Genomic DNA, 16939 nt, shown 5'->3' on the forward strand with positions numbered 1-16939 from the left:
TCTCTCACTCCGAACTGCTTCTGTCACAATCTTAAATACACCGGTGAGGTGAGCGAGCGTAACGAAAGATCGACCGTACACGGCCGACAGCGGCAATAAATTGGGAAAATGGGTCATTCCTCGAAGCGACGTCGCCGCCATCACAGCGAACCTCAGAGTGACAGGGGAGAGATACGAACGCCCGCTCGGCTCAGACGAGCGGTTCCTCGCGGACGGTCGCGGCGTACCGGTCGCCCTCGAAGAGGACTTCCAGGTCGGTCCCGGGGTCGGCGTACTCCGGCGGGAGATAGGTGTAGGCGACGCAGGCTCCGGTGGCGTAGCCGTACTCGGCGCTGTGGACGTAGCCCAGCGCCTCGTCCGAGCCCGGAGCGAAGACCGGCCGGTCGTCAAGGATGGCGGCGTCCTCGTCGTCCAACGTGAGACAGGCGACCTCGTGAGCGACGTTGTCGCCCTCCGCGGCGGCCGCGACGGCCTCCTTGCCGATGAACTCCGTGTCGAGGTCGACGGCCCAGCCGAGGCCGCTCTCGTAGGGGTTGTGCTCCGTGTGGAGGTCTTCGCCCCACAGCCGGAATCCCTTCTCGATGCGCAGAGCATCCAGTGCACCGTTGCCGTAGGGCCGGATATCGTACTCCTCGCCTGCCTCGAGGACGATCTCCCAGAGCCGCTCGCCGTACTCGGAGGGCGTGTACAGCTCCCAGCCGAGTTCGCCGGCGTAGGAGAGCCGCATCGCCCGGACGGGGACGTTCTCAGCGAAGCACTCCTGACTCGTGTAGAACGGGAAGGCCTCGTCCGAGAGGTCCGTGTCCAGCACCTTCGAGAGCACCTTTCGGGAGTCGGGGCCGGTACAGACCATCGCCGCCATACTGGAGGTCACGTCGTTGACCACGACGCTCTCGGGTGACTGCTCGCGCACCCACGCGACGTGGTTGTTCCCGACCTCGCGGCCGGTCGTCAGCAGGAGGTAGCGGTCCTCGTCGGTCCGCGTGACGGTGACGTCCGCGCGGACGCCGCCGCCCTCGTTGCACAGCAGCGTGTAGCGGATGCCGCCCACGTCGAGGTCGATGTCGTTCGTACAGAGGTACTGGAGGAACTCGCCCGCGTCCTGACCGATGACCTCTATCTTGTTGAACGAGGTCATGTCATGGAGCCCGACCTTCTCGCGGACGTGCAGGGCCTCGGCTCCCTCGATGGGTGACCAGTAGACGCCCTCCCAGCCGTCGCGGTCGGGGATCCGGTCGCCGTACTCCTCTACGAGGTCGGCATTGGACTCGAACCACTGCGGTTCCTCCCACCCGGCTTCGGCCCACAGTTCCGCGCCGTACTCCTGGTGGGTGTGGTACATCGGCGTCCGGCGGATATCCCGCTGATTGTCCGTCCACACCCACTTGGGGTGCATGATGTTGTAGACGATGCGGTACTCCTCCGCGCCGATGTCGCGGGCGAAGTCCCAGCTCCCCTCGTGCTCGTCGAAGCGGTTGACGTTACACTGCGAGAGGTCGATAGGACCGTCGTCGAGCTGCGGGACGCCGTTCTCCATCCACTCAGCCATGGCCTTCATCGCACCGCCGGCGTGGGTGACCCAGATAGCCGCCGCGGTCCACAGTCCCTCGCACGACTGGACCGGTCCCATGATCGGGAGGCCGTTGGGCGACTCCGAGAACATCCCGTTGTACTTGTGTTCCAGTTCCGCGCCCTCGGTCGCCGGCAGCAGTTCGTCGCTGGCCTGTCGGGGGGCCTTGTGCGGGCGGTCCGGGTGGGTCGCGGTGTCCATGTGGACGTCGGTGAACTCGTGGACCGACCCCTGCTCGCCGTCGGGATCGTTGCCGCCGAGTTCCTCCGGGTCCGGAACGATGGATTCGTGATTGTATGAGCCGATGCCGTAGGAATCCCCGTGCGTCCGGTAGTACATCGCGTTGTCCTGATCCCGGAGGATGGGGCGATCGGGGCCGACGAGCAGTCGCTTTGCCTTCTCGCCGGAGACGTTCTCGTAGTTCTCGAACAGCGGGTGGTCGGTGATGTCGACCGCGCTCTCTTCCATCTCCGAGAGGGATTCGGTCATCGTGTACTGGTGTTCGACCGGCGTCACCGGCAGGTGTACGCCGATTTTCTCGCCCAGTTGCCGGGCCCAGATGTTCGTCGCCACCACCACCTCCTCGCACTCGATGGCGCCGTCTTCGGTGACGACGCGCTCGACCGAGTCGCCCTCGATCTCGATGTCTTCCGTGCGCGTGTGCGGGACGAACTCCGCGCCCCGGTCCATCGCCTCTCGGGCCAGGGCGTCGCAGGCGACGACTCCCGAGACCTGTCCGTCCGTCGGCGAGTAGTAGCCACCGAGGATTTGGCTCTCGTCGACCAGGGGGAGATGGTCGGTGACCTCCGACGGGGAGAGTAGCTGCGGGTCCTCGATGCCCCACGCCTTCGCGTGCTCGACGCGGCGCTGGAGGAACGCCATCCGCTCCTCGCTGCGGGCCACCTCGATGCCCCCGGCCTCGTTGTACGCCTGCTGGCCGTCGGCCCCCTCCAGCTCCGAATAGAGCTTCCGGCTGTAGTTCGCGAACTGGCTGAGTTCCTTCGCTTCAGCCGTCTGGAACATGATGCCCGGTGCGTGCGTCGACGACCCGCCCGTGGTCGGCATCGGGCCCTGGTCCACGACGACGACGTCGTCGCGCCCGAGTTCCGTCAACTGGTACGCCAGATTGCAGCCGACGATGCCGGCCCCGACGATGACCGTGTCGGCCCGGTTCGGCACGCTGTCGGTCGTATCCATGATCTGTTTCGAACGTGCCGTTGGCGCGCAAATATAGTTGTCGCCGGTGCCTCTCCCTTTTTCAAAAGGTACCTGAGCTGTTACTTCGAGGTTGAGAATAACAGAGTTGCCCCTGTGAGACAACTGACACGGGCGTGTTCCGGGCGCTGCGGCGGGCTCACGGGTCGCTCCGAGCGCGTCGGCACAAAGACATTTACGACGGACGCGAGTCGGGTGACACGCATGGTTCAGTCCATCCCACTCGAGACCGCGACAGAACTCATCGAAGCGGCCGAGGCGAAAGCCGAGGACATCGACAATCCGATGGTCGTCACCGTCGCCAACAGCGAGGGGAACCTCGTCGCGCAGCACCGCATGGACGGCGCGTGGTTGGCCTCCGTCAGCATCTCCCGGAACAAGGCCTATACCGCGGCCGCCCTCGAAACGCCGACCCACGAACTCGCGGAGCCGTCGGAGCCGGGCAACTCGCTGTACGGATTGCAGACCACCGACGAAGGGCGAATCGTCATCTTCGGCGGCGGCTACCCGCTCGAACGGGACGGGGACATCGTCGGCACGATCGGCGTCTCCGGCGGGGCCGTCTCGCAGGACCGAGAGGTCGCGGAGGCCGGCGTGGAGCGCTGGCAGGAACTCTCGGAGTAGTTATTCGGCGGTGGGGTGGGGGTCCCGCTCGGCCACGGCGTCGAGCAGGTCGACGAGCGCCCGACTGGCCGTCTCCAACAGCTCCTCACCCAGTTCGGCGCTCCCCTCTCGCGGGTCGCCGACGACGCCGTTGTCGGTGAACTCGTCGGAGTCGAACGCGAGGTTGACCCGGCCCTGCCAGTCGCCCCAGCGGTCGCTGCCGCCCTCGGCGGCCTCGTCCAATCGCTCTTCGCGGACCGTCTCGGGGTTGGCGTGCCGGAGAAGCGCCGTCTCCAGCGGTCCGCCGTGACCCATGTCCGAACTGCGGTCGCCGACCTCCTCGAACCACGTGAACGGGACCGCGTACGCGTCGTCGTGGCGAACTATCCGTCCGGCGACCTCCCGGAGCGCCGGAACGTTACCGCCGTGACCGTTGACGAGGACGACGCGGTCCCAGCCGTGGGACGCGAGGCTGCCGACGATGTCCCGGACGTACGACCGGAACGTCGACTCGGACGTCCACAGGGTCCCGGCGAAGCGTCTGTGTTCCTCGGCGATGGCGACTGGAACCGGGGGCGCGACGACGACCGGGTCAGGGTACCGCTCGGCCGCCCGCTCGGCGAGCGTCTCGGCGTTGAGCGTGTCCGTCGAGAGCGGCGCGTGCGGGCCGTGCTGCTCCGTGCTACCGACGGGCAACAGCGCGAGGTCCGTCTCGGCGTCGTCCATCTCCGTCCACGTCGCGGTTGTCAGGTCCATACGCGTTTGCTCGCCGGGGACACCGATAAAACTCCGCCGCCCGGTGCTTTTTGCATCCAGCGGACGGCCACTCCGTATGGAGTACCAACCGGTCTCGCACGCGGCGACCCAGCGCCGCCTCGGACGCCTCCCGTCGGGTGCCGACATCACCGTCACCGTCCACCGGTACGACGGCGGCGCGGGGCCGACGGTGTACGTCCAGGCCGCACAGCACGGCATCGAACTGAACGGGCCGGCGGCGCTGCGTCGCTTACACGACCGACTGTTAGCGACCGAGGTCGCCGGCACCGTCGTCATCGTGCCGGTGGTGAACTCGCTCGCGTTCGACCACCGCTCGTACGCGACTCCCTCGGCGTACGACGTGATGAATCCGAACATGAACCGCGTCTGGCCGGGCGACAGCGACGGAACGTTGCAGGAGCGCCTCGCCGACCGGCTCTGGGACCTCGTGAGCGACGCGGACGCGGCCATCGACTTGCACACCGGAACCGCCGACATGCTGGAACACGTCCGGTTTCAGGCCGACCGACCGGCCGCCCGGACGCTCGCGACGGCGTTCGGCACGAAGCACCTACTGAGCGACGAGGACGACGCGTCCGACGACGACGAGTTCAGCGGGAAGTTCCGAACGGCGGCCGCCCGCGAGGACATCCCGGCCATCACCGCCGAACTCCGCAACAGCCGACAGGTGACCCGTTCGGCGATCGAATCGGGCGTCGAGGGCGTCCTGAATGTCCTCAGAGCGGTCGACGTCCTCGAACCGGTGGTCGCCGAGCCGCCCGAACAACATCTACTCCGAGACGACGCGACCGCCGCGGTCGCCGCCGAATCGGGACTGTTCGAGGCTCGGCCGGACGTGGCAGTCGGGGACCGAGTCGGCGCTGGCGACGAGTTGGGGACCGTCTACTGCCCGTCGTCGTTCGACCGACTCCAGACCGTGACCGCCGAGGACGGCGGCGTCGCGTATTCGCTGACTCGGGAAGCGGTCGTCGTCGCGGGCGAGCGACTCGCCGGTATCGGGACGCCGGTCTGAGCCCGCTGGCCGCCGTCCTCGTCGCTCGGCCACGGGAACTCGCCATTTGAATGGGTTGTGTATTCCCCACATACGATTATGTTCTATAATGTGTCATAGTATGGCAATATCATGGGACTCCAACACTCGTTCGATATCCTCTCGCAAATAGTCGAACAGTACGAATCGCACGGTCGGTCGATCCGGGGCGTCGAGGCGAGGACCGATTCCGGTGACGCGGGAACGCTACACGTCAGCGTAGACGCCCCGGTGTCGCTGTGCGCGGAATCCGAGAGCGGGCTGAACTCGGGAATCAGTCTGGAGTCGGCGTCGCTCTCCGACGGCGGCCTCACGGCCGAGTTCTCAGTGTCGGAACTGTTCGGCGTCCCGTCGATGGACGGCGTGACTGTCTCGGCCAACGAAGACGCCGTGCGAGTCGTCGACGGCATCCTCGTCGTGACAGCTGAACTCACAATCGAGCCCACGTGCGAGGAGTCACAGGAGTCTGTGTCGGCCGACGCGTCACACCCGGATGACGACGGAGCCGACGACCGCGCCGAGCCCAGGAGTCCCTCCGAATCAGATGACCTGCCGAGCCGGCTCGCAGCGGTCCGAGACGAGTCCGTTCCCGCCTACGAGGACACCGAGTACCTCGCTGCCCTCTACGAGGCCTGTGACACCTTCACCGAGATGAGCGAGCACATCTCGATGGACGTGGCGGCCGAGACAGTCCGACGGTACATGATAGAGGCGGGCGTCCACGACCCGACCTCCTACGACACCGCCGGCGACGCCGAATCCGTCGAAGCGGAGGCGGACGGACCATCGTCAGAATCCACTACTCACCACCCAAACCAGGCCGCTGTCACGCCCGACCCCATCCCGGAAGAGCAGCTCGTCACGGACGGTATCGGGCTTCCCGAAGACGTCCAGGTCGAGGACATCGTCGACGCCGTTGTGGAGTCGGCGGCCGTCTACGAGGTCGAACGCCGGCTCGGTCTTGACCAACAGCGCACGCGCGAACTCTTGGGTCAGCTCAACGTTCTCGACCTCGTGCTGTGCCGACTCGACGACGGAGACCAGACAGCTTCTCGGGACGACGTCGTCCGGCGGATCCGGCAGTGTACCGCCAGTGAGGTGTCCGGCGCCACTTAAATGGGTTGGCAACAGCACCCACAGAGAAAAGGGGCACCGCCCCTATCTCTCGCCAAGAGATGTCACTGAACTCGCTCGCCGCTTCGGAGGCTCCGGGCGTCGAGACGCTCCTCGAGAACGTCCGGTTCGAACTGATGCCGTTCGACAGCTTCGACGACGAACTACAGCACCTGCCCGAGGGCGCGACGGTCGCGATCACCACCTCACCCCAGTTAGGCGTCGACAGAACCATCGAGAAGAGCGAAGTAGCGGCCGAGAAGGGGTTCGACGTGGTCCCGCACTTGGCGGCGCGGTACGTCGAGGACCGCGAGCACCTCGAAGAGATCGCTCGTCGGCTCACCGAGGCGGGGGTCACGGACATCTTCGTCCCCGGCGGCGACCGAGAGGAACCGGCCGGCGAGTTCGAGTCGGCGTACGACCTCCTCTCGACCCTCGAGAAGACCGAGTACTCCTTCGAGGAGGTCGGTATCACCGGCTACCCGGAGGGCCACGAGTTCTTAGACGAGGAGACGCTGGCCGAAGCGATGCAGAAGAAGGAGCCGTACGCGACGTACATCGTCACGCAGCTCTGTTACGACCCCGAAGCCGTCCTCGAGTGGATTCGGGACGTCCGTGACCGCGGCGTCGAGTTACCCGTCGAGATCGGCATCCCCGGCGTGATGAACTACAAGCGCCTGACACAGATCTCACAGAAGGTCGGCGTCGGCGATTCCATCAAGTTCCTTAAGAAGACGACCGGCATCCTCGGTTTCGTCCGCCAGCTCATCGGCTCGCGGGGGACCTACAAGCCGGACTCGCTCGTCGACGGCCTCGGGCCGCACGCGGACGACGAGTCCTACAACATCCGCGGCCTCCACATCTACACGTTCAACCAGACACCCGACACCGAGTCGTGGCGGAACGGTCGGCTCTCGGCCTGAGTCGAGCATCGACCACAACCAGTCAATCTCGCTGCAGGTTCTGTCGAGGCTAGATTATTCAGTTGCCGGTCCCTGTATCGAATGTGACGTACGACACCGTCCGCGAGGTCGACCAGGCGATAGCCGACGCGCTCGAAGGCGAGCGCGCGCGCCAGAACGACACGCTCGCGATGATCGCCAGTGAGAACCACGTCTCTGAGGCCGTCATGGAGGCCCAGAGCTCGGAACTGACTAACAAGTACGCCGAGGGCTACCCCGGCGAGCGCTACTACGGCGGCTGTGAGTACGCCGACGCGGTCGAGGAACTGGCGATCGAACGCGCTGAGGAACTGTGGGGCGCGGAGCATATCAACGTCCAACCGCACTCGGGCTCGCAGGCCAACATGGGCGTCTATCTCGCGGTTCTAGACCCGGGCGACAAGATTCTCTCCCTGGACCTGACCCACGGCGGCCACCTCTCGCACGGCCACCCCGCGAACTTCGCCGGGCAGGTCTACGAGGTCGAACAGTACGAGGTCGACGCCGAGACGGGCTACATCGACTACGAGGGGCTGGCCGACCACGCCGAGGAATTCGACCCTGACGTCATCGTCTCGGGCTACTCGGCGTATCCCCGTGAAGTGGACTTCGAGCGGATCCAGGAGACCGCCGACGCCGTTTCTGCCTACCACCTCGCCGACATTGCACACATCACTGGCCTCGTCGCCGCGGGCGTCCACGAGTCGCCCGTCGGCGTCGCCGACTTCGTCACCGGTTCGACGCACAAGACCATCCGCGCGGGGCGGGGCGGCATCATCATGTGCGACGAGGAGCACGCCGACGACGTCGACGCGGCCGTCTTTCCCGGTTCGCAGGGCGGCCCGCTGATGCACAACGTCGCCGGCAAGGCCGTCGGCTTCGGCGAGGCGCTCGATCCCGAGTTCGAGGAATACGCCGAACAGACCGTCGCCAACGCGAAGGCGCTCGGCGACCGCCTGCAGGAGCACGGTTTGGACCTCGTCTCGGACGGCACGGACAACCACCTCGTTCTCGTGGACCTGCGGCCCTCCCATCCCGACACGACCGGTAAAGAGGTCGAAGAAGCCCTCGAAGAAGCGGGTGTGGTGCTGAACGCGAACACGGTGCCGGGTGAGACCCGGTCGGCGTTCAACCCCTCGGGCATCCGCGCCGGCACGCCCGGACTTACCACCCGCGGCTTCGACGAAGAGGCCTGCCGTGAGGTCGCCGATCTCATCTACGACGTCGTCGAGGCACCACACGACGAGACGATCATCGCGGCGGTGAGCGAGCACGTCGACGAACTCACCGACGAGTACGTGCTGTACGAGTCAGCTCCCCACCGCTGAAGCGGTGGGCTTGTCGGTGGACTCACGAGTTTCGCGCTCCACAGTGGAACGCCCCACGCCCCCTCCTTTCTAAGACGGGGCTTTCTCAGGTAGCTTCCCGAACCGGGAGTCGGAGGGACTCGTTCAGCGTCCCCGACTTCGGGGCTGGCTGACGGACAGCCCGTCCCACCGGCCACTTCTGGGTCTGTGGGACGTGTTTCTATATTCGTCTCGAAGTCACTTCAGCTTCCGCGCTTCCTCCCACGGCTGAAGCCGTGGACTTCCGCGCTGCTACCGCTGTGAATGTGATGTAGTCGGTCTGACGTCGGGGCCCCGACAGTCACTCCTCGACGACGTACGCCCCGAAGTTCTCGACGGAGCCGACGGGCGGGGCACCGAACGCCAGCCAGACGTGGCGCTCCTCGGTGTGGTTACAGAGGTTCCGGACCGTGTCGGGGTGGACGCGGACGAGGGCACCGGCCGGTACGTCATGGACGTCCCCGTCGACGGCGATCTGGCCGTCCGTCACGGCCGAGAACACTTCTTCCTGGCCGTCGTGGGTGTGCGGCGTCGTCACCTCGCCGGGTTCGACCAGCACCTGGTTCACGCGCAACTCGGTACAGCCCAGCCGCTCGGTCAGTTTCCGGACGGCCGTCTCGCAGGTCTGGAACGATTCCGGCGGCACCGTCTCCGGATCGACGATGGCAAAGTCGTCGGACATATGCGACAGTCCCGGTCGAGCAACTTGAGTCTGGGGAGAAAATGGCAGAGAGGAATCGTTACGGCCGCCGAGCGGCCGGACGCGACGCCATCAGGGAGTTGCGCCGATCAGTCGCTACTGCTTTCGGCTTCCTTCCGGGCGTTGAGCTTCGCCTGTTCGCGGGCGCTCGGGTTGACCGACTCCTTGAACGGCACCTTGGCGACCGTGGCGAACACCGGTTCACCCTCCTCTTCGGCGTACTCGTCGGGGAGGTGGACTTCGAACTCCAGGTCGAGCGTCTCGTCGTAGATGTCGTCGTTGAGCGGCGTGTCCGTGACCTCCTGTATCTTGTCGGCGGGGACGAAGCCCATGCCGATGTTGGTTTCCAGGTCCGGGTTCCACCACGGCGACGTGAGGTAGCCACACTCCTCGCCGGTGTCCGGATCGGAGATGATCCAGAAGTCCGGCGCGTAGTCGCGGATCGGCTCGCCGGCCATCTTCAGGCCAATGAGTTTGTGCTCGAACGGGTAGTCGCCGTTCTCGATCTGCTCCTTTTGCTTTTCGAGTTCCTCTTTGCCGATGTAGTCGGCCTCCTTGTCGTCGGGCACCTGATAGCCGAGGTTGACCTGGAACGGGGAGGTCTCGTGGTCCATGTCCTGTCCCCACGACATGATGCCGGCGGCGATCCGGCGGTGGTGGCCCGGCGCGATCTGGCGGCCGCCGTGGTCCTTGACGCTCGCCATGACGGGGTCCCAGACGCGCTCGGCGTACTTCTGGGCGTCTTTGACGTAGATCTCGAAGCCTTTCTCGCCGGAGAAGCCGGTCTGGCTGATCAGCACGTCGACACCGTCGATCTCGGCGTCCATCAGGCCGTAGTACGGGATGTCGCTGACCTTCTCGCCGACGACGTCGATCATCACGTCCTCGGACTTGGGACCCTGAATCTGCATCGGTGCGACGTCAATCTCGTCGATCTCGACGTCGAAGTCGGTGTCGACGTTGACGCCCTGGAGCCACTGCATCAGCGTCGAGTCGGAGATGGAGAACCAGAACTCGTCTTCTTCGGGCCGGAGGAGAACGGGATCGTTGAGGACGCCGCCGTCCTCGTTACAGAGGATGACGTACTTCCCGTCCATGGCGTCCATCCCGGTGACGTCGCGGGTGACGACGTAGTTCGTGAGTTCCTCGGCGTCGGGGCCCTTGACACGGATCTGACGCTCGACGGCCACGTCCCAGAGCGTCACATCGTTGGTCAGCGCGTCGTACTCCTTCATCACGCCGCCGTCCTCGGGCTCGATGAGGCCTCGCGGGTGGTAGAGGCGATTGTAGACGGTGGCCCGCCAGGCGCCCTCCTCGTTGAAGGACTTGTGGAAGAAGGGTGATTTCCGAACGCGAGTCGAGACGAGCATCTCGATGTCGGGGTCGCCGGTCTGACGGAGGTTCCGTGGGACTGTTCGATCGGATTGGTCGATACTCGGGTGGTTTGGGTGTTCCTCGTTCCCGCTCATGCTTGTAGAGCATGTCCGCAATCGCTAATAAAAGATAGCCCGGATAACACCCACCCTTTTTGTGTGGGTGTCGCACACCACCGTCAGCGACCGGGCCGAGACGGGGTGGTTCACCGCGTCCTGCGAGCGTAGGTGACTATTTCGAAGGCATCGCGCCTGTCCCGGTCGACCGCGCGCCACTGGCTCCAATCGACCGACGGGAAGGTCGTATCTCCCTCGTAAGCGGCGTCTAATTCAGTCAATACCAGTTCGTCGGCGTCAGAGAGGAACTGTCGATACACCGACCCACCGCCGACGACGTAGGCCGTCGCCGCGCCGGTGGACCGAGCCGCGGCGAGTGCGTCCGACCGTGACTCGACGCCGACAACTGAGTCGGGGAGGCTCTCAGGTCGATGGGTTAGGACGACGTTATGTCGTTCCGGGAGCGGGCCACCTAACTCTCGGGCGATAGTTTCGAACGTCTGGCGACCCACGATAACGGGGTGGCCCACTGTCGTCCGCTTGAAGTGTTCGAGGTCTTCGGGGTAGTGCCACGGCACCGACCCGCCGGCTCCGATGACGCCGTTCGCGGCGACCGCGGCGACGAGCGAGAGTTCCATCCAGTCCGTTGGTGAGGCCGAGACAAGCATAATCTTTCGCCCGTATCCCGTCGACAATTGCGAAGATATGGCTGCAGTAGATAGACGTAAATGTGGGAATTATAATTAGAATTGTCCGGATTTCGCGGCATTTATCGGTTCTTGGGTCCAAATTCTCGCATGAAACCGGTACGAATCTCCCCCGGCCCGGCCGCGGCCCACGCGTTCCGCCTCGGTGTGGGCGCTGGTGCTCTCGTCGGTCTCGGCGGTATCGGACTCCTCTACTGGGTCGGCAGCCTCACTCCAGCGTTCGTTGCGTACGCGCTCGTCTACCTGTTTCCCGTATATCTCGTCTTCGTCGCGGCCGCGTTGAGCGTTTGGCTGGGGTACGACAAGGACGAGACGGCGCTCCGACCAGTGGTTCGGGAACGGTAGCGTCACTCCTCGTCGCCGTCCGCGATAGTCGCGGCGACCAGGTTGCGCATCCCGCGGCGGAGTCGCCCGCTCATCGCCGTCGATGAGAGTTCCAGCTCGCTGGCGACTTCGTCGAGCGAGATGTCGCGCGGTTCACCGAAATACCCCTTCTCGTAGGCAGTTTTCAGCGCGGCGGTCTGCTCGTCGGTCAGACCGTAGGACGTGTCGGTTCCCGCGTCGTCTGTCCCGTATATCTCGATAATCGTGAACGTGATATCGTGCTCGGTAGCGAACTCCCAGATCGTGTTGAGCGCCTCTTTATTGGGGAGGAGTAGGCGAACGAGCCACCCGCCTCCCTTCGTTTCGGTGTGGACGAGAAATCCGTTCACCTCGGTCACGACGTTGCTGATGAGGACCGTCTCGGGCGTGTGTTCGATGTAATAGATACCGGTATCGTCGGTCCAGTCGACCAGTTCGTAGCTTTCGACCGTCGGGTCGTCGTCGAGCATCGCTTCGAGCTCTACCCGGTCATCGTATTTGACGAGAAAAGGAAAATTGGTCGCGCCGGGAGCAGTCGTTCCCTGTGTGACGACCCTGATTTCCACCTCACCGAGGCTCTGCAACGTGGGGACGAGTGCGAGTCGTTCGTGTTCGATGTGTATCTTCGCTGTAACAGACATATCGGGTGGATCGTTTCGTTCGGAGAGTCACGTTCGAAAGTCGATGGAACCAATTCGTTGTCTGGACTCTTATACCGGGTATATATTAGTGTTTCTCCTCCCGACGACGCGGCCGTGCCTATTCGGCGGAGACGCTCAAGCGACCGCCTCTAACGCGGCTACCCGTTTTGTGCGCAAATCAACACACATGGGACTTTTAACGCGATCAAATACAACAGAAAGATCATAAGTACAGAGGAGATAGATCTATATTTCTTACTATAGTCGCTATCTTTGTCTTTATCGAAGAATTCTGGCTGAATCGGCGATTAGTGCCTCTCGATAAGTAATTTCAGACTTGTTTTGTGGTACTCGCCGAGTTCACTAGCCTCGCTGAGGCGTTCGTTCTGAACGTTGCTTACTGTTGGATATCAATAGCTGGTAAGCGAGGTTGCTACGGGATGGTCGCCAACACGGAAAAAGGAATGTCCCGACGCACTCGGCAAGTATAACAAAATATCATTCATGTTTTCCCTACATAAAGACGGGTAATTATACGCGCTGGGACTAATGCGTACGTGGCTACAAGGTATAGATACAATGAGCGAAAGAGAACTCACAGACGAGACACGTGATGAGACACCGACTGAGAAGTTCTATCTCCCTGCAGTTGCGTTTACACCGACTTTCGATTGCATCGAGAACTTCGTTGAGGACGCTTTTGACTTTCACGGCGTCGTACTGATCCCGGAAAGCTACAACAAGTAGCGGATTCCGATTTTCTCTGGTCATTTAAACGTCTCGCGCTTGCGTTCAGTTATATAGCATTTCCGAGAGTGTTCCAGTAGATTGTGAGCAAGCCTGTGACGGCAGTCTACACCAGCTGCGCAACGGCAGTCGGGTCGGCAACACCCCTCGTCTTCAGTGAAGTCGCGAACAGACACACACCTCGTTTTCAGTGAAAGCAGAAGACGACGATAACTTTTCGAGTTGGGCGAAGTACCAGCTCTAGACGCCTCATCTTCAGTGAAAGCGGCACCTGAACTTCGACTCTAGACGACTACTACACACTAGAGATATCGGCAAATAGGGTTTAACGAATAGTGTCGTTACATGGTCTCAACATCCTATTTTCAGTGGAAACCATGGGTCTACTGGCGATCTTTCCTTGCCATTTAACACAGAACCATTCCAAGCTGACTCCGTAGCTTCTAGCAGTGACACAGGATTCACGGAAAATCAGGGGTGGGTCCTGAACCGAAATTTGATTTGATTATGGCAAAAGAGAGGATAATTATCGCGAGCATTCCTTGCTGCGGGGCCCGGAAATGGTGTTGGACGCAGTATTCGACGAGCCAGCGAAGCGAGACATCGTGGATTACCCTCCAGTCTGATTCTTAACGGATGAGAACCCCATACCAGTGCTACTGCCATGGGGACGCGTAGGTTTTTCTATAATGAGAATATTGGGTGCCACCCCTGTACGCTTCGCCTTGTACAGTGACACGTGTCGAGGTTATGGGGCCCCTCCGACTCACAGCGCTGATTCGACGCTTGTGAGCGACAGTGATGGTTTTCTATGGGCCATTAGTGCAATGTTCAGATAGCAAAAATAAGCGGGTTGCCGCGAGATACTGGCCCCTCGACCGATCGCATCTCGGAACGACTGTTAGTCATCGCCGGCTGAGGCTTCGCCGTCGTCGGCACTGGTTACGACGATACTGTCGTCCTCAACCACGACGGAACCATGGTCGCCAAGCCGGTCCATCCACTCGGCGAACGCATCGGACTCCATGATTCGGAGTTCGTTCGCCAGTCCTACGTAGACCGTGTAACACATCAACAGCAGGACGATGGTAAAGGGAAGCCCGGCGGTGATCGATGCAGTCTGGAGTGCCTCCAGTCCCCCACCGATTAACAGGACAGCGGCGATAACACCCTCGATGACCGCCCAGAATATCCGCTGAGCGGCCGGCACGTCGTGTTTCCCTCCGGATGTCAGATGGTCGATTACGAGCGACCCTGAATCCGAGGACGTGACGAAGAAGGTGACCACGAGGACAACCGCCAGTAGCGACAACGGGACCGCCAGCTGATAGAACGAGAACATCTCGTAGATGGCGGTCGCGACGTCGGCGTCCACCGCGGCAACGAGCGATCCGCCCGTCTCCAGTTCGACGAACAGCGCCGACCCGCCGAACGTGGCCATCCAGAAGAAGGAAAACAGCGTCGGCACCAGGAGGACGCCGAGCACGAACTCCCGGACGGTCCTGCCCTTGGAGATGCGCGCGATGAACATCCCGACGAACGGCGACCAGGAGATCCACCATCCCCAGTAGAAGATCGTCCAACCGCTCTGCCAGGTGGTCCCGCCGCCGGTCTGGCTCCAGAACGACAACTCCGGTAGAACGCCGACATAGGTACCAAGACTCGTAACGAAATTGGCGAGAACGTACAGTGTCGGGCCGACGATGAGCATCGCTCCCAGGAGTGTCAGCATGAGATAGACGTTGAGCTCGCTGAGTCGCCGCACGCCACCGTCGAGCCCAGCGGCCACCGACAGCGTTGCAATGGCCGTTATTATCCCGATCAGCACCACCTGAATCCATATCGATTGCGGGACGGTCGTCGAGAGGAACTGCCCGGAGAGTGTTGTGAGGCCGGCGTTGATCTGCTGGACACCGATACCGAGCGATGTGGACAACCCGAACAGCGTCGCGATGACCGAAAGAATGTCGATGACGTCACCCGGCCAGCCGTAAATGCGCTCGCCCAGCAGGGGCCAGAATATCGACCGGAACGTGAGCGGCAGGCCGCGGTTGAACGAGAAGAACGCAAGGCCGAGGCCGACGAGTGCGTAAATCGCCCACGGGTGGATGCCCCAGTGGAAGAACGTGGTCGCCATCGCGGCTCCGGCAGCCACGGCGCTCCCATCCTGAACGCCGTCGAAGAAGGGCGGCACGGCTCCGAAATGAAAGATCGGTTCCGCCACGCTGAAGAACATGAGCCCGATGCCCATGCCGGCGCTAAACAGCATCGCGACCCATGAGAAGTCAGTGAACTCCTTCTCGGCCTCGACGCCCCCGATTCGGATCGATCCGTACTTACCGAGGGCAAAGTACAGGACGACGACGATGAAGACGTTCACCGAGAGGATGTAGAACCAGCCTGCCACCGCGGAAATCCCGGTCTGAACCGCTGTGAACATCCCCGCAGCCTGCGACCGAAAGACCAGCGTGAGCCCGATGAAGAGCGCAATTACCAGACAGGAGATAGGGAACACCCGCGAATGGACGTCAACGCCGAAGGCCTGGACGTTCCTGTCCCCGGTTTCCCGGTCGGTATTTGGATGGAAGAGTTCGACTTGGAGTCCCTCCGACGTCTCTCCGACGACGTCCTCGTCGTTACCCTGGGACATCGACCCGTTCCTCCGTCACAAATCGCCGCTGAGCACACTCCCGGCTACCTGTGTCGGGTCGACCGAGGATGCCGTTCTCGATACCCCGTGGCGGCGACGGGCCTAGATAGCTTCCCGCGCTAGCCAGGTGTAGCAGGAGGAGTTTGATAACAGTTGACACGCCAAATATAGTTGGCATGCTGATAATAGTCTTTTCCTGAGTGGTAGTTGTAACTGGCTCTATTCGAATCGTCGGTGACTCGCATGTCGAGGTAAATCCACCAAACCGGCCGAAAAGTCGATTATAAGATATCGAATATACGGAATCACCCCGCTGAATACATACTCTGTATCTTGCACGTAACCTCTAACAAGAATTTGTTATACTGGGATTTGCGCCGGTATATGAGTATCGTACTGACCGATACAAGCAACCAGCTCTGTTGAGATCCTATTCTTTAGTCTGAAGTCGGCGACGACGAACCCGCTAGAATCAGTTGCAGATGATGGCGCTGTCAGTCGATGGCAACTTCTCACCTTGGCCCACAGCGAACTTTGGATCGGGTGCATGCCTTTCTAATTGGCTTTGTTGAAACCCTCTCGCTGTCTTACGATTTGCTGAGGGGCCGGTTTCGTAGCGGATCCGTCCCAGCCGGTTGGAAGAGTCGCTCTCTCAATATCAACTTTGAAGGATTCCAACAAGGCCAATCAGGCATAGTTGAGTCACGCCGCGCACGTTGTCACGCGCTGTACGCTTTCTGGCGTGGACAAACACCTCACGCGAAACCGCGGTCCCTACTCGCTCCAGAGGGCCGTGATCCGGTTTTCGAGCTCGTCGAGGACGAGCGCAACGACATCACGGTGGTCGTCCGGCCACGATGCGTCCTCGCCAGGTGTCGGGACGGTGGGCTGGGGATGGAAGTGGTCTCGTGTATTATGCGGATTCGGGTGCCGGTCCCACCGGCACTCCCAGGCGTGGTCTGAGTGCTGCTCTCGATAATGAAGTTTGAAGTCGTCGTTCATGTACCAACGGACCGTCAACTGCGCCTCGTCGACGGCTGCTGGGTAGTACGACGGGGCAAAGACGACGTGGAGTTCCAGATGGCCGCTGGCGTCCGTGACGGTCG

At 62.3% G+C, this 16939-nt stretch carries 15 protein-coding genes; 7 read left to right on the plus strand and 8 right to left on the minus strand.

The window, feature by feature from the left end:
* Positions 1-190: 190 nt before the first annotated feature.
* A complete protein-coding gene (locus tag EGH23_RS22975) occupies positions 191-2767 on the minus strand; it encodes a GcvT family protein (RefSeq protein WP_220582323.1) in 2577 nt (858 codons plus the stop codon).
* Between the two features lie 222 nt (positions 2768-2989).
* On the opposite strand from EGH23_RS22975, the gene EGH23_RS22980 reads away from it, so the two are divergent.
* Positions 2990-3409: a GlcG/HbpS family heme-binding protein gene (locus EGH23_RS22980; RefSeq protein WP_220582324.1), complete on the plus strand. Its 420-nt coding sequence runs from the start codon at positions 2990-2992 to the stop codon at positions 3407-3409.
* On the opposite strand, the gene EGH23_RS22985 is transcribed toward EGH23_RS22980, so the two are convergent.
* Positions 3410-4144, minus strand: a complete 735-nt coding sequence (locus tag EGH23_RS22985; protein WP_220582325.1) for a creatininase family protein — start codon at positions 4142-4144, stop codon at positions 3410-3412.
* A gap of 76 nt (positions 4145-4220) precedes the next feature.
* On the opposite strand from EGH23_RS22985, the gene EGH23_RS22990 reads away from it, so the two are divergent.
* The 4 genes from EGH23_RS22990 to glyA all read left to right on the plus strand — a co-directional run bounded on the left by EGH23_RS22990 (position 4221) and on the right by glyA (position 8577).
* Entirely contained in the window at positions 4221-5177 is a 957-nt protein-coding gene (locus EGH23_RS22990) for a succinylglutamate desuccinylase/aspartoacylase family protein (RefSeq protein WP_220582326.1), read from the plus strand.
* A 111-nt stretch (positions 5178-5288) separates the two neighbouring features.
* Positions 5289-6311, plus strand: coding sequence for a DUF8073 domain-containing protein (locus EGH23_RS22995; RefSeq protein WP_220582327.1), 1023 nt, complete (start codon positions 5289-5291; stop codon positions 6309-6311).
* A 59-nt stretch (positions 6312-6370) separates the two neighbouring features.
* Positions 6371-7231: a methylenetetrahydrofolate reductase gene (locus EGH23_RS23000; protein WP_220582328.1), complete on the plus strand. Its 861-nt coding sequence runs from the start codon at positions 6371-6373 to the stop codon at positions 7229-7231.
* 83 nt (positions 7232-7314) lie between these two features.
* Positions 7315-8577, plus strand: a complete 1263-nt coding sequence (gene glyA, locus EGH23_RS23005; RefSeq protein ID WP_220582329.1) for a serine hydroxymethyltransferase — start codon at positions 7315-7317, stop codon at positions 8575-8577.
* Positions 8578-8896: 319 nt separating this feature from the next.
* On the opposite strand, the gene EGH23_RS23010 is transcribed toward glyA, so the two are convergent.
* The 3 genes from EGH23_RS23010 to EGH23_RS23020 all read right to left on the minus strand — a co-directional run bounded on the left by EGH23_RS23010 (position 8897) and on the right by EGH23_RS23020 (position 11363).
* Positions 8897-9277: a cupin domain-containing protein gene (locus EGH23_RS23010; protein WP_220582330.1), complete on the minus strand. Its 381-nt coding sequence runs from the start codon at positions 9275-9277 to the stop codon at positions 8897-8899.
* A gap of 107 nt (positions 9278-9384) precedes the next feature.
* Positions 9385-10764 carry an aminomethyltransferase family protein gene (locus tag EGH23_RS23015; protein WP_220582331.1) on the minus strand — a complete coding sequence of 460 codons (1380 nt, stop codon included), beginning with the start codon at positions 10762-10764 and terminating at the stop codon, positions 9385-9387.
* 110 nt (positions 10765-10874) lie between these two features.
* The gene (locus tag EGH23_RS23020; RefSeq protein ID WP_220582332.1) at positions 10875-11363 is read right to left on the minus strand and encodes a dihydrofolate reductase; all 489 of its coding nucleotides are present in this window, start codon (positions 11361-11363) and stop codon (positions 10875-10877) included.
* A 159-nt stretch (positions 11364-11522) separates the two neighbouring features.
* Between EGH23_RS23020 and EGH23_RS23025 the strand changes: the two genes are divergently transcribed.
* The gene (locus EGH23_RS23025; RefSeq protein ID WP_220582333.1) at positions 11523-11777 is read left to right on the plus strand and encodes a hypothetical protein; all 255 of its coding nucleotides are present in this window, start codon (positions 11523-11525) and stop codon (positions 11775-11777) included.
* A gap of 2 nt (positions 11778-11779) precedes the next feature.
* Here the strand turns inward: EGH23_RS23025 and EGH23_RS23030 are convergent, their stop codons facing one another.
* The gene (locus EGH23_RS23030) at positions 11780-12436 is read right to left on the minus strand and encodes a helix-turn-helix domain-containing protein (protein WP_220582334.1); all 657 of its coding nucleotides are present in this window, start codon (positions 12434-12436) and stop codon (positions 11780-11782) included.
* Between the two features lie 579 nt (positions 12437-13015).
* Here EGH23_RS23030 and EGH23_RS23035 point away from each other — a divergent pair.
* The gene (locus EGH23_RS23035) at positions 13016-13183 is read left to right on the plus strand and encodes a hypothetical protein (protein ID WP_220582335.1); all 168 of its coding nucleotides are present in this window, start codon (positions 13016-13018) and stop codon (positions 13181-13183) included.
* Positions 13184-14084: 901 nt separating this feature from the next.
* Here the strand turns inward: EGH23_RS23035 and EGH23_RS23040 are convergent.
* Together EGH23_RS23040 and EGH23_RS23045 are read right to left on the minus strand one after the other, a co-directional pair.
* The gene (locus EGH23_RS23040; protein WP_220582336.1) at positions 14085-15833 is read right to left on the minus strand and encodes a BCCT family transporter; all 1749 of its coding nucleotides are present in this window, start codon (positions 15831-15833) and stop codon (positions 14085-14087) included.
* A gap of 774 nt (positions 15834-16607) precedes the next feature.
* Positions 16608-16939, minus strand: a 332-nt coding sequence (locus EGH23_RS23045) for a toxin-antitoxin system TumE family protein (RefSeq protein ID WP_425433268.1), incomplete at its 5' end; no start/stop codon positions are given.

Source organism: Haloarcula nitratireducens, from assembly GCF_019599505.1.